Below are 12,681 nucleotides of genomic sequence, written 5' to 3'. Positions count from 1 at the left end.
TCCAATCAACAGAGTATAAAAAACAACAATATCGTTTAACAGAGCCAATGGATAAATAAAAACCTCTCATCCCTATGGGGACGAAAGGTAGAGTTTGGTATTACGATCATCATTTTTCTTTTATCCCTTCAATATTATACAAAAAATGCAATGCAATAAGCAATATACAACAAATTACGGCTCAATAAATTCTAAAATCTCTTTTGCATTGCCTATATAGAAGACCGTCTTCCAACCATTTTTCAAGGTATATGGCCCTTCCAGAGCAGAAATTCCCGCTTTTGAAAACTTTTCCATAATATCATTTATACTTTCTGTTTCAAAACAAAGATGAACATTTTGCTGAGGAAATCCCTCTTGTTTTACTTTGATAAGCTCAAGAAGGAAGTCTCCATTCCGCAAAAATAGAATTTCTTCTCCTTTAAATTCTACTTTTTCATCCTCGACAAACCCCAACATATTGATATAAAATTCTTTAACCAAAAGAATATTGACAACTTCCATTGCGTAATGATGAATTTTCAACATATTAATCTCCTTTTATTATAAAATTAGATTCATATCGCCAAATTCATGCCATAAATACCCCCTTTTGATAGCTTCTTGATATGAATTGAATAAATCCTTTTGGTTGACAAAGGCTGAGAGCATATCCAAATGGCTTGCTTCTGGTTCATGCATTCCTGTTATAATTCCATCTGTGATTTTTAGGTCGTACTTTGGTTTTATATAAAGGTTGGTCCAACCAGATAGCTCCCCATTTAAAGCAGCGGTTTCAATCGCACGAACGACTGTAGTTCCAACCGAAATGACTCTTTTACCTTCCACCTTTGCCTGCAAAATGTTCTCCCAAGCTTCAGCAGGAATGGTATATTCCTCATAATTTTCCGTTGGAGAATGATCCCATTTATCATCTAAAAAATAACTAAGCCCTGTATGCAGCTGGATAAAAACGAGCTTAATCCCCTTTTTCTGTAATTTAAATAATAATTCCCAGCTAAACGCACGCCCTGCTGAAGGCATTTCAACGGAACCTGGATGAGTAGCAAAAACAGTTTGATAATAATCGAGTTCCCATGGGCTATTAATGTATTCATAGCGGACCGGCTCTCCGATTGCATAGATTTCATCATACAAAGCAGATCCATTTTTTGAAAACTTAATGGTAATAAACGGTCTTTTTTTATTTACCTCCAATACTTCCCCTAAAAACTGCTTTGAAAAAATTAATTGATCACCTCGTTTAACTTCTTCACTAACAGCCAGAGCCTCCCATGTACTGTCATTTTTTCTACGTGCCAAGCGTATTTCCATCTCATTTTGAATTACTTCCCCATTTCGGTATAGCTCCGATTTTAAAATAGCCGGTACTGTTCTGCTGCTGTTAAGAACCAGAACATCTCCCTTTTTTAAATAAAGATCAAGATTGAAAAAATGATCATGCATTGTTTGCCCTGTCCTGCGGTTTTGAACCATCATTTTGACTTGATCTCTCCGGACACCCCTCCTTTCCGGCGGCATCGCTGCATTCAAGTATGAAGGTAATTCGAACTTAAGCGTTTCTTGAAGCATCTTTAGCGCTCCCTTCGGTAAACTCCTGAGCTTGGAAACGTTTTCCGTTAATATGTTTTGACTCATCAGAGGCTAGGTAAATAAAAACATCGACAACATCATTTGGATTTGCCAGCTCATAATCACAATCCGGTACAGCTAACTGGTGCATATCGGTATCCATTTCTCCAGGATCAACCATATTTACCCGAACTGCCGTCTCACTCACTTCATCTGCCCAAGTTTCTGTAAGCCCTTCTACGGCAAATTTTGATATCCCATATGCCCCCCAGCCAGCATAACCAGTGTTTCCTGCCTCTGAGGTTACATTGATGACAGAACCGCTATTTCTTAACAACATTCCAGGCAATACCCTTCTTGTGACCAAAAATGGGCTTACCGCATTTACTCTTAAAACCTCGACAAAATCCTCTTCTGGAAAATCTAATAACAACGGCATCGGACTCGGTCCTAAAATCGAAGCATTATTGATCAAGACATCAATTTTTCCATAGGCGTTCTCTGTGATCGCCACGAATCTTTCGACATCTCTTGATTTAGAAATATCAGCTGTTATAGCAATTACACGTGAAGCACCGAGCGCTTCTGCTTCCTTCTTTACAACTTGTATCCCATTATCACTTCTTGCACAGATAGCTAAATTTGCACCTTTCCGAGCAAATGCTAAAGTTAACGCTTTGCCTAATCCCTTTGATGCGCCTGTTATCATCACCACTTGATTGTTTTTCATTTCGCAAAACCCCTTACGATTTATTTTGTTTTCTATGGTTTTATCATAAGGAATTCGCGTTTTTATCTCCTCGTATAGAAGCTTGATTCTATCTACGACTTTAGTCTAATATTTTTTAAAAAATTTTCAGAAAATTTGCAGGAATAATTAAATTATGGTCGAATTAAGTAAAAAGGCGGATAAAATAAGTTGGATTCTTGATTTAAGGGGAGTGTTTGCAGTGGATAAGATTACTTGCATTGCCTATCTTCTTTACAAGTCTTCTAAGAATCAAGACATCAGAGAAAAAGCCATTCAATTATTGAATGGCGATGTATCAATTCGTGATTTAAAGAAAAATGTTTCCATTCAAACCCACCTTGTCATTGTGGAATCAATGTTAAAAAAGAATCAAATTGACAATTATCAAGTGCAGCTGTTCGTGGAGGAATTTATGACTATCGAGGTTTAAAGGCTTCCTTTATTGGAAGTTTTTTAACCTATAAATTTTTCATAACAAAATATTCCACTTTCATTTTTGGAGGATGTCGTTTTATAATAAACAAACCCTAGTGATTCCCAAAATTGTTGTGCCCTTTTATTTTCTTTCAACACACCAATTCGGACACGGTCAAAACCTCGTTTTTGCATCTCTTTTTCATAAAGTGCATAGGCCTGTGCACCAAAACCATATCCTTGATAATCACCATGGATCATTAATAGACCAAGCCATGGGAATTGATCATTTGGATTTTCTAACAAGTAGTCAATTATTCCAATATACGTATCATCTAATTTAATAAAAGCACTAATTGTGGTATGATTTAAAAACTCTTCTTCAAGATCAGTAATTTCCCTTGTTTCTAAACCATTTTCAAAAACATTATACTCTGGATTGGAATTTATCATTTCAAGAGCTATATACAGAGTATCTTTCGTTACCTCTTCAAAATACATCGACATCATTCATCACCTAAAGAATTTTTTCTTAACAACATTATAACAAATTCGAAACTTTTCCTGCATATATTTTATTTTTTAGCGATACGATAAACCGTTACGAACTTAATGTTCGACTTACAATTTATTTTAGAAAAGAAAGGTGATTCTATATGGTACAAGTAGAAGTAACAATTACATTTGAAGGAAAAAGCTATTTGACGAATGTCATAACAAATCAGGAAACATCCGAAGATGAAATACAACGCCTTGCCTTTGAACAAGTTCAAAAACAATGGAAAAAATAGAAATCCATAAGAAAACAGCGGCGTAGTGAGCCGCTGTTTTCTTATTTCATTTTAATTTATTGAAACCTGTAGTTTTTTTCAGATTATACTATCTCATAGGTATCCTTAACTGCTGCTGCAAGTAATGGACTAATTGAACTTGTCGCGTACATATACAATTCATGCATGGCCCTTGTACAGACCGTATAAAAAAGTTTTCGCTCACTTTCACTTTTGTATGCGGAACTATTATATAAAATAACGGCATCAAATTCGATCCCTTTTGCAAGATAGGACGGAATCACAAGAATGCCCTTTTCATATGATATCGTCCCTTTTTCGATTAAATGGAGAGGCAGTTCATTCTTAAGAGCCTCAAACACTCCTTTACTTTCCATTGCAGTCCGGCAAATGACCGCAATGGTTTTATGCCCCTGTCTCTCATATTCTTTAATTTTCTCGAAAACAGAACTATTTAACCTATCAGAGTTGGTTCGCTCAATCACTGGTTTCTTACCCCTCCGATTAAACGGTTCTATCTGATCGCCACCTTCTATTAATCCACTTGTAAATTCAACAATTTCTTTGGTAGACCGATATGTTTTCGTTAATACAAATGTTTCAATATCCTTATCATCCATATTTAATTCTGTTAATACTGTTTCAGATCCAGTGGCACCGGAAAAGATGGCTTGATTGAAGTCACCTAACAAAGTCATTTTACTGTAAGGAAACAGCCTTTGAATAAATGCATACTGAAATGGCGAATAATCCTGTGCTTCATCAATAAAGATATGACGTATTGAAGTATTAGATTTCCGTCCTTCAATTAAATCTTGGAGATACACATATGGTGTTGTATCTTCATAGGGAATTTCCCTATTATTCAATCTAGCCACTGTTTGCATACTAATAAGTTTCCAGTTAGCAGGCGTCATCTCACCTTTTCCATTAACTTGGGCAAATATTTGACGATAAAGATTCGGCATATCGATAAATTTCAATTTTTTAACCCTTGCAAATAACGGTTTAAATTTTTCTTTTACCACCATTTCAGCAAGAAGCTTTTGCTCCATTTCAAAATCATCAAAAGTATTTTCCTTGAATTGATTTTTCTCCAACAGAACCTTGAATGCGTCCATATAGTCTTCTTTTTCAAGAAATTGAATTTCTTCCTCTACCCAGCTTCTAGAACGCTCCCTTCTCACTGCACGTTTTAATTCTCTTAAGAGCCATTCTTTAACAAGCTGAATCCTATTTGGAATCGAGTAGCTCTTCTCTAAAGAATAGAAGTAATCATGAATTTCTTTTTTAGAGATTAGTACATCCCCTCTAAAAGTTAAATCTTTAAAAAGTAAACCATGATTAGATAATTCTTTTGCATATTGGTCAATGGTATTTTTAAAGGCAAGGCTCGCCTTATAACGTATTCCAGCCACTCGCGCCGAATATTCCTGGTCATTTTTACCGTTCAGCAAGTATTCCATTTGATCGAAAGAGTCTTCTACTTCGAATTCATGACCCAAACGGTGATTTAGGTACTCCATAAAAGTTGCTTGCTGCATATTTTCTTCCCCAAGCTCTGGTAGCACTGTGGCTACGTAGCTATTAAACAGCGGGTTAGGAGAAAATAACATAATGTTTTCAGATTGCAGCGTATCACGGTAGCGATACAATAAGTACGCCACTCTCTGTAAGGCAGCCGAGGTTTTTCCACTGCCGGCAACTCCTTGAACGATAAGGATCTTGCTGTTTTCATTTCTGATAATCAGGTTTTGCTCTCGTTGAATGGTTGCAACAATACTTTTCATTTGTGTACTTGCATTGTTCCCAAGAACTTCCTGGAGCATTTCATCTCCAATTGTTACTCCAGTGTCAAACATTCCTTTAATTTCCGATGCACGAATGATAAATTGCCGCTTAAGTTCCATTTCCCCTTCTATGTTTCCATCCATGGTTCGATAATGTGCTGGTCCTGGTGAATAGTCATAATAAAGGCTGGAAATAGGTGCACGCCAATCATAGATTAAAAAGTTTTCGTCCGCCTGATCCATAAAAGAAGCGATCCCTAAATAGACCTGTTCTGGTTCTTTTTCTCCCTCTTCGTGAAAATCAATTCTTCCAAAATACGGAGAGTATTTTAGCCGTTCAAGCGTTTTAAGGTGTTTATCTAATTGTTTATGAGTTCGCTCCCGCTCTGAAAGTAATTCAGCTTGCTGCTTTATACTAGCTGCCGTTTCAATAACATCATCCGGTTCATCCATATTGACGGTAACGTCCTGCCAAAAGTTTCTTCGTAGTTCAAGAACATCTGAGCTGACTTTCCCAACGTTTTTCAACAATTTATTTTCTTTTTTCTCAATTTCATTTACAACCTCATGTACCCGCTCTTGTTCCATTTGCCAAACTTTATTCTGATTTTCGTTCATTAAACCACTCTCCAGAAAAAATTATGGTTCTTTTGTTTGACATTCACAAACTAATATGTTAATGTTATTATAGGGTATTTTATAGACAAATAACATTTTACATATTAAACCAAATGTCATTGTATCATGCTTTATGTTTTATTACAAGGATTTTTTTTCAAAAAGCAAACGCCATAAAGGCGTTTTTTTATTGGTTATTTTTCTTTTCTAACGAATCAATCATCTCATCTTCATAAACCCACTCCCTGTATTGCCCATAAACAAAGATCATAATGGACCTTATTGCATAATAAGCAATTGGATGAAGTGTATTTTTTAAAATCTTTAGCTTTACAAAAAGTTTATTTAAAAAAGCTGCAAATAATACTACCCCTAACTTAACTCCAAATACATTCCTTTTTCTTAGAATTATTGCAGTAAATAAAGATATTAGAATGGTATATAGCGGTGATAGGATAAAATGTTCCCGCCATGAATGGTACCTTCCCCTTCCCATCCGGAGCCGCCGGAGGAATGCCAAAATGAGAAACAAATTTGTTTCAGTAACCATGATCATGAAAAAGAGGGACAAAAACCGGACAATCGATGTTTTTTTATTTAAAGAAGCAAACCAAAAATCACTTAACTTGAAATAAAACGGCAAGAGGATTAACGTGTAAATGCTCTTCCAGCCCGATAACTTAAAAATCCCCAGGTTTAAAAAAACTTTTTCTACTAAATAAAAATAAATTCCAGAAGCAATTTTGCTCCCCCAACCACATTTTTTTCGCGTTAAAAATACAGCTGTAAATGGGACATAGATAGCTTGTGATAAAAAAGCACCAAAAATATTATCAAAAATCCTTTTTGTCACTATTTTTGGCTTATACGAATAGGCCTTAAATAGATTAAAGATAAAATACTCGAATAAATAGGCAAAACCCATATTGGCAAACAATAATACAAAAATTTTTTTCCGATTTTTACTCTTTTGAATAGTGAAACCCAGAAGGCATGTATGTATAAGAAGTAGAATGAAAAATGGAAGACTATTTCGTTTCAGTTTTTTCATACATATTCCTTCCTTCCTTCCTAAAAAATCCGTTACGTCTTAGTATGTGAAAAGATTAAAAAAAAATTATAAAAAATCAATTGACATTTAGGTGTCCCACACCATATAATTTATCTTGAATTAAGTTATTTTTATTTCGAGATAAATAATTTCAAAACAAAAAGGGAGAGATTTTATTATGACTAAAGCAAAATGGGCATTAGATCCTGCGCACAGCAGTGTAGATTTTTCTGTTCGACACATGATGATTGCTAACGTGAAAGGTACTTTCAACAGCTTTAATGCAGCTATTGATGCTGATCCAACTGATTTAACAACTGCGAATATTGAATTTGCGATTGAAACTGCCAGTGTAGATACTCGTAACAAAGATCGTGATGGACATTTAGTTTCTGCTGATTTCTTTGATGCTGAAAACCATCCAAATATGACATTTAAAGCAACTAAGATCGAAAAAACGGATGATGGTGAATACAATGTAACTGGTGATTTAACACTTCGTGGGGTAACAAAACCAGAAACTTTTGCGGTTTCTTTCGAGGGTCAAGGAAAAGATCCATGGGGAAATGAAAAGGTTGGCTTCAGTGCAACTGGTAGCATCAACCGTTCTGATTACGGCCTAGTGTGGAATGCTGGACTAGAAACAGGCGGCGTACTTGTTGGCGATAAAGTAAAAATCAACCTGCAAATTCAAGCTGCTAAAGCTTAATCAATTCATTACAAAGAGGCTGTTCCATTGGAGCAGCCTCTTCCTTTTTATTATATGGCAAGGTTATCTAGTTCATCCTTCAAAAACTTTGCCAGTTCTAGCATGCCAAATTTTCCGGCGATTTCTTCAGCATCAGAATTATAATTTGTGTTTGTATTTATATCATAAGTGAATATATCACCGTCTGTGTTCCGAATAAATTCTATTCCAGCCACATCGATTTTATTAGCAGCTATAACTTGCTCATATTTTTTGATGAGTGGGTCATTAAATCCTTCAATGATTTGGAATTTTGGTTTAACTCCAGTTTCTCCAACAGGACAGAATAAATCGCCAATTTGGCAGGCATCTGCCGGGCATAGTTGGAAACCTTCAGAAGTATCTACCTTTACTGCATAGACGAATTTTCCGCCGACAAATTCACAGCGGGTTATAAAGCTTTCGGGAGCTTGGATATATTCTTGAATTAAGGTAATCCCATCAACCGGTTCTTCAAAGATAGGGCTTCCTACATAGCTCTGTAATGCTTCAAGTGACTGAAATAATTGAACCCCAAGCCCCTTCCCTGCCCGGTTATGTTTGGTTATAAAAGGGGTACCAATAAATTCTGTTGCCGCCTCTAAAATTTGCTCTTTTCCTACTGCTGCAATGGTCCGTGGTGTCTTGATTCCAAATTTATTTAACTCAAGGTATTGTAAAACCTTGCTGACCTCAAGTTGAAGAGCCCGTGTCCCATTAAAGACTTTTCTACCATGTGCTTCTAGCCATGCCAGCACTTGTGCGGAAAATTCAGGTGCAAAGCGGTGCCCTCTTGTATGCGAGGATGCACTCATCCTATTATAAAATACCCCTTCTGGCGGTTCCTTTGATAAGTCAAGCCTGCCACTATCCAAATGCCATTCTTCATAGGGAACTTTTAATTCATTAAGCCGTTTTGTTAGATGAATGGTCCAATCGCTATTTTCATGTATGATATAAACTTTTTTCATCGAAAAGTCTCCTCTTTAACGAATCATTTATTACTAGTTTTATTGTAAATTTCTCTTGTCGATTTGTGAAGGTATTATCGGAAATAGTCGAATTATCCTATCTAAAATTAAGTTAAATTACCTATATTTTGTTTGAATTTACAGAAAATTAGAGGAATTTATCCCTATTGTTTTGTTTCAATTTTCGAAATATTATTAATAGGCACTCTATTTTTGTAAGGGGGAATTTTATTGAAAAAACTATTAAAAACAGGGCTTACAACAGCTGTTATTGCTGGCACACTATTTTCCGGTTTTCCTGGAAACTATGTGAAAACGTCCGCTGAAGTCCTGCATCCTAGTCTATCTTCTGTCTCACAATCGCATTCTTATGGTTCACTAGACTTATCAGTAGTAAATGAAGACAAATTACTAGATTCCCTTATTAAACAAGGTATCATCTCCAAAACAGCATCATCTGCTGAGCAGCAAAAAGCTTTACATAGCTACCTAGAGTTAAAAGGAAAAGAAGATAAAGTAACAACTTCTGATCCTTTAGCCGCAAAGGTAAAAGCAGCTGAAGCAGAAAAACAACGGAAATTTAAAGATTACAATAATGGCTTGTTAAAAGGAAACGGAAACAAGTATGGGCAATTAAAGGGCAATCCGGACCCTGTTAAAGAGGACACTGCACCAAACCAACCATTAAAAAAAGGAAAACTATTAACCTTAATGGTAGAGTACTCTGATTTTGCACATAATAATATTAAACCTGAAGAAACAGATAATTTTTATCCAGACTATACTCCTGAACATTATGAGAATATGATTTTTGGAGAAAAAGGTGAGTATAAGGGACCAAATGGAGAAAATCAGGTTTCTCAAAAGCAATATTATGAAGAACAATCTGGTGGTTCCTATTCAATCGAAGGAAAAGCATATGGCTGGTTAAAAGTGCCTGGCACTGCAGCTTACTATGGATCTGACAAAGCAAGTGGAGGACATGATAATGTTACCCCTGGCGGATCCAAGCAATTAGTTATTGATACATATAAAGCAGCACTTGCTGCCGGAATTCCTTTAGAGGACTACGATTTAGAGGACCCTCATGATTTAGACAGCGACGGCAACTTTTGGGAGCCAGATGGTTTGGTCGACCATTTACAAATAATCCATTCAGGCATGGGTCAAGAAGCTGGGGGCGGTTCCTTAGGGAATAACGCAATTTGGTCTCACCGTTCAGCTAAGTATGTGCCAGGAACTAGTAAACCAGGATTCTACGATTACACTATGATGCCTGAAGACGGCGCAACCGGTGTATTTGCTCACGAATATGGACATGATTTAGGTTTACCTGACGAATATGATACAATCTATTCTGGTAAAGACGAACCGATTGGGTATTGGTCCATTATGTCTGCAGGATCTTGGGCAGGAACAATTCCAGGTGCAGAACCAACAGGTTTCTCTCCATGGGCAAAACAGTACTTCCAATCAACCTTAGGTGGAAACTGGACAAATCCAACTGCTATCAATTTTGAAGATGTTTCTACAAAAGGAGCACAGTACCTTCTTGACCAAGCAAACTCACCACTTGGCCAAAATAACCAAGCAATTCGCGTGAACTTGCCAAAGAAGAAAACTCCAATAAATACACCTGCAGCAGGAAGCTATGAATATTGGGGCGGACAAGCTGATGAAATCGATAACAAGATGGTAGTAGATGTTGATTTACGTGGAAAAACCTCTGCTGAATTAACATTTGATGCATGGTACGATACTGAAGAACAATGGGATTTTGGTTTTGTTCAAGTTTCTACTGATAACGGCGCTACTTGGAAATCAATTGGAAATGAAAATACCCGTTCAGATGTTGTCAGTGACGCATATCCAACAATTTTAGACTCAATGCCTGGATTTACTGGAAAATCAAATGGATGGGAAGCAGAAAAATTTGATTTATCCTCTTTTGCAGGGAAAAATATTAAACTTCGTCTTCGCTATGCAACAGACTGGGGTACTTCAAATATCGGCTTTTTTGCTGATAATATAAAGGTTGTAGCAGACGGTCAAACTTTAGTAAATGATGGTGCTGAAGATACAACATCTAAATTTACTTTAAATGGTTTCACGAAAATGGACGGCAATAAATTAACCAACCATTACTATCTTCTTGAATGGAGAAATCATAAGGGTGTTGACCAAGGCCTAGCTCATCTTAAGCGTGGCGATTCTATCATGAGCTATGATGGTGGATTAGTGGTATGGTATGTAGATGATAGCTACACTGAAAACTGGACAGGCATTCACCCTGGAAATGGGTTCCTTGGAGTAGTAGATGCCCATGATGATACAAACTTATTATGGAATTATGCTAATGGAGCTACACCTGTAGAAGCAAATACTCGTTATCACCTTACTGATGCTGCTTTTGGGTTAAATCCTACTTCTGCAATAAACCTAAATTATCCAGGTGTACAAACTTTAACTGCTCCAAGTCAAGATGCTGTATCATTATTTGATGACAGCAAAGATTACAATAATACATTCTTGCCAGATGCTGGCCGTGATATCAAACACTATGGCCTAAAAGTTCGTGTAAACGGACAAGCTAAAGACAAGTCTGTTGGATCTATCGTAATCTATAAATAATCAAATTTAGTCCCACCTTTCCCTTTGTGGAGGTGGGACTTTTTTATTAAAAAAAACACTTTCCTTTTCCAATAATTTTTATTATCATCTAATTAGATATATTTCTAATTAGATGATAATAACACTTGGAGGACGGAGAAATGTTTAAAGTTTTAAAAACCGAACATTCTTATAGAAAACTATTTTTTGCAGGTGTTATTAATGGTGTAGGCGACCGTTTTAGCCAAGTGGCAATGCTGGCCTTAAATCTAAATTTAACAGGCTCTGGCATGTCCGTTGGAATAACGATGGCATTAAGAATGTTCCCTTTCCTGTTATTTAGTCCTTTCAGCAGCAAAATTGCTGATAAATGGTCTCGAAAAAAATTAATGCTCGTTACAGACTTTACCAGGGCTTTGATTGCTGTTTCCTTTTTATTTATTCAAACAGCTCAAGATATATGGATTATCTATATTGGTTCCTTTTTGCTCGCCAGCGGCGAGGCATTATATGCACCTGCAAGAAAATCAAGTATTCCTTCGATCGTTCAATCAGGGCATATTAAAGAAGTAAATTCGTGGGAGCAAGTTTCATTAGGTTTTGTACTGATCGTTGGAGCACTTAGTGGGGGGATTGTTTCATATTTATTCGGGGCGAAAGCAGCCTTTTTGATTAACATAATATCTTTTATAATCGCCGGATTCATCATTCGGACTATTCCTACTCTAGAATCCACTAATAAAATAGAAATTAAAGAAGATAACCAATCAAGAAAGATCCTGTCCCTTATGACGGCTTCCTCTTTCTTACTGATGATTATAACCTTTGAACTTCTTATCCCATTGGTCAATGGCATTGATAATGTTTTGCTAAGTGTGTATGCTGTTAAGACTTTTCATACAGGCGACCTTGGTGTTGGTGCACTTTATAGTGTTCTCGGCACAGGATTCATTTTTAGTCCAATCTTAACTAAATGGATAAAGGGTAGGTATCTTTCCATTGCCTTTATATGTCTTTCCATGGAAGGTGTTTTCCTTACAACTATCAGTCAAACAGACTCATTCATATTAGTAATTTTGTTGTTTGGGATATTAACCCTTTTCGGCGGAGTTGGAAATACCCTCTTGGACACTGTTGTCATGCAAACCATTCCTTCCAAATGGCATGGTACCTATTTTGGCTTTTCTGCCACAATCTCCAATACGTTTATGGGAATTTCTATGTTTCTGACAGGGATTTTGTTAGAATTCATCACACCACGGATGATGGGTTTATTAGGGGGCATAGGTTACATTAGTCTTGGAACCATTTATTTTTTATTCACACTTCGAATGAATCTTTCAAACGAAAAAAATAAGCTTGCCACAGTTTTTGAGAATTAAAAAG

Annotated in this window: 12 protein-coding genes; 5 read left to right on the top strand and 7 right to left on the bottom strand. The window is 36.4% G+C overall.

Annotation, left to right across the window (positions count from 1 at the left end; translation table 11 throughout):
* Positions 1-174 precede the first annotated feature (174 nt).
* From ABES02_RS15885 to ABES02_RS15875, 3 genes are read right to left on the bottom strand one after another with little or no spacing between them, the layout of a single operon-like run.
* The gene (locus ABES02_RS15885; protein ID WP_430136735.1) at positions 175-528 is read right to left on the bottom strand and encodes a VOC family protein; all 354 of its coding nucleotides are present in this window, start codon (positions 526-528) and stop codon (positions 175-177) included.
* 15 nt (positions 529-543) lie between these two features.
* The gene (locus tag ABES02_RS15880) at positions 544-1,572 is read right to left on the bottom strand and encodes an S-adenosylmethionine:tRNA ribosyltransferase-isomerase (RefSeq protein ID WP_430136732.1); all 1,029 of its coding nucleotides are present in this window, start codon (positions 1,570-1,572) and stop codon (positions 544-546) included.
* Positions 1,553-2,302, bottom strand: coding sequence for an SDR family oxidoreductase (locus ABES02_RS15875; protein WP_430136729.1), 750 nt, complete (start codon positions 2,300-2,302; stop codon positions 1,553-1,555). Before ABES02_RS15875 ends, ABES02_RS15880 begins: the two co-directional genes overlap by 20 nt.
* Before the next feature lie 154 nt (positions 2,303-2,456).
* Here ABES02_RS15875 and ABES02_RS15870 point away from each other — a divergent pair, with 154 nt between their 5' ends.
* The gene (locus ABES02_RS15870; RefSeq protein ID WP_430136726.1) at positions 2,457-2,753 is read left to right on the top strand and encodes a hypothetical protein; all 297 of its coding nucleotides are present in this window, start codon (positions 2,457-2,459) and stop codon (positions 2,751-2,753) included.
* A 23-nt stretch (positions 2,754-2,776) separates the two neighbouring features.
* On the opposite strand, the gene ABES02_RS15865 is transcribed toward ABES02_RS15870, so the two are convergent.
* Complete coding sequence (locus tag ABES02_RS15865; RefSeq protein ID WP_430136723.1) at positions 2,777-3,238, bottom strand: GNAT family N-acetyltransferase; 462 nt, start codon at positions 3,236-3,238, stop codon at positions 2,777-2,779.
* 155 nt (positions 3,239-3,393) lie between these two features.
* On the opposite strand from ABES02_RS15865, the gene ABES02_RS15860 reads away from it, so the two are divergent.
* The gene (locus ABES02_RS15860; protein WP_430136720.1) at positions 3,394-3,528 is read left to right on the top strand and encodes a BA3454 family stress response protein; all 135 of its coding nucleotides are present in this window, start codon (positions 3,394-3,396) and stop codon (positions 3,526-3,528) included.
* An 83-nt stretch (positions 3,529-3,611) separates the two neighbouring features.
* Here the strand turns inward: ABES02_RS15860 and helD are convergent, their stop codons facing one another.
* Complete coding sequence (gene helD / locus ABES02_RS15855; protein ID WP_430136718.1) at positions 3,612-5,936, bottom strand: RNA polymerase recycling motor HelD; 2,325 nt, start codon at positions 5,934-5,936, stop codon at positions 3,612-3,614.
* 187 nt (positions 5,937-6,123) lie between these two features.
* Positions 6,124-6,987, bottom strand: coding sequence for a hypothetical protein (locus ABES02_RS15850; protein ID WP_430136715.1), 864 nt, complete (start codon positions 6,985-6,987; stop codon positions 6,124-6,126).
* Positions 6,988-7,165: 178 nt separating this feature from the next.
* Here ABES02_RS15850 and ABES02_RS15845 point away from each other — a divergent pair, with 178 nt between their 5' ends.
* The gene (locus ABES02_RS15845; RefSeq protein WP_430136712.1) at positions 7,166-7,696 is read left to right on the top strand and encodes a YceI family protein; all 531 of its coding nucleotides are present in this window, start codon (positions 7,166-7,168) and stop codon (positions 7,694-7,696) included.
* A gap of 50 nt (positions 7,697-7,746) precedes the next feature.
* On the opposite strand, the gene ABES02_RS15840 is transcribed toward ABES02_RS15845, so the two are convergent.
* Positions 7,747-8,685 (bottom strand): ATP-grasp domain-containing protein, encoded by a 939-nt coding sequence (locus tag ABES02_RS15840; protein ID WP_430136709.1) that lies wholly within the window; start codon positions 8,683-8,685, stop codon positions 7,747-7,749.
* A gap of 231 nt (positions 8,686-8,916) precedes the next feature.
* Between ABES02_RS15840 and ABES02_RS15835 the strand changes: the two genes are divergently transcribed.
* Positions 8,917-11,316 (top strand): immune inhibitor A domain-containing protein, encoded by a 2,400-nt coding sequence (locus ABES02_RS15835; RefSeq protein WP_430136706.1) that lies wholly within the window; start codon positions 8,917-8,919, stop codon positions 11,314-11,316.
* A 140-nt stretch (positions 11,317-11,456) separates the two neighbouring features.
* On the top strand, positions 11,457-12,677 hold the full coding sequence (locus ABES02_RS15830) for an MFS transporter (protein WP_430136703.1): 1,221 nt from the start codon (positions 11,457-11,459) through the stop codon (positions 12,675-12,677).
* The last annotated feature ends 4 nt before the right edge of the window (positions 12,678-12,681 follow it).

Source organism: Neobacillus pocheonensis, assembly GCF_050477905.1.
Classification (GTDB): Bacteria; Bacillota; Bacilli; order Bacillales; family Cytobacillaceae; genus Neobacillus; species Neobacillus pocheonensis_A.
The sequence above is the reverse complement of the archived record's forward strand: the minus strand, read 5'-3'. Positions and strand labels throughout refer to the sequence as shown.

Coding starts and splice junctions, on each gene's coding strand:
- ABES02_RS15880 (WP_430136732.1), bottom strand. CDS start 1,572: ATGCTTCAAGAAACGCTTAAGTTCGAATTACCTTCATACTTGAATGCA.
- helD (WP_430136718.1), bottom strand. CDS start 5,936: ATGAACGAAAATCAGAATAAAGTTTGGCAAATGGAACAAGAGCGGGTA.
- ABES02_RS15865 (WP_430136723.1), bottom strand. CDS start 3,238: ATGTATTTTGAAGAGGTAACGAAAGATACTCTGTATATAGCTCTTGAA.
- ABES02_RS15830 (WP_430136703.1), top strand. CDS start 11,457: ATGTTTAAAGTTTTAAAAACCGAACATTCTTATAGAAAACTATTTTTT.
- ABES02_RS15885 (WP_430136735.1), bottom strand. CDS start 528: ATGTTGAAAATTCATCATTACGCAATGGAAGTTGTCAATATTCTTTTG.
- ABES02_RS15850 (WP_430136715.1), bottom strand. CDS start 6,987: ATGAAAAAACTGAAACGAAATAGTCTTCCATTTTTCATTCTACTTCTT.
- ABES02_RS15845 (WP_430136712.1), top strand. CDS start 7,166: ATGACTAAAGCAAAATGGGCATTAGATCCTGCGCACAGCAGTGTAGAT.
- ABES02_RS15870 (WP_430136726.1), top strand. CDS start 2,457: ATGGTCGAATTAAGTAAAAAGGCGGATAAAATAAGTTGGATTCTTGAT.
- ABES02_RS15840 (WP_430136709.1), bottom strand. CDS start 8,685: ATGAAAAAAGTTTATATCATACATGAAAATAGCGATTGGACCATTCAT.
- ABES02_RS15875 (WP_430136729.1), bottom strand. CDS start 2,302: ATGAAAAACAATCAAGTGGTGATGATAACAGGCGCATCAAAGGGATTA.
- ABES02_RS15860 (WP_430136720.1), top strand. CDS start 3,394: ATGGTACAAGTAGAAGTAACAATTACATTTGAAGGAAAAAGCTATTTG.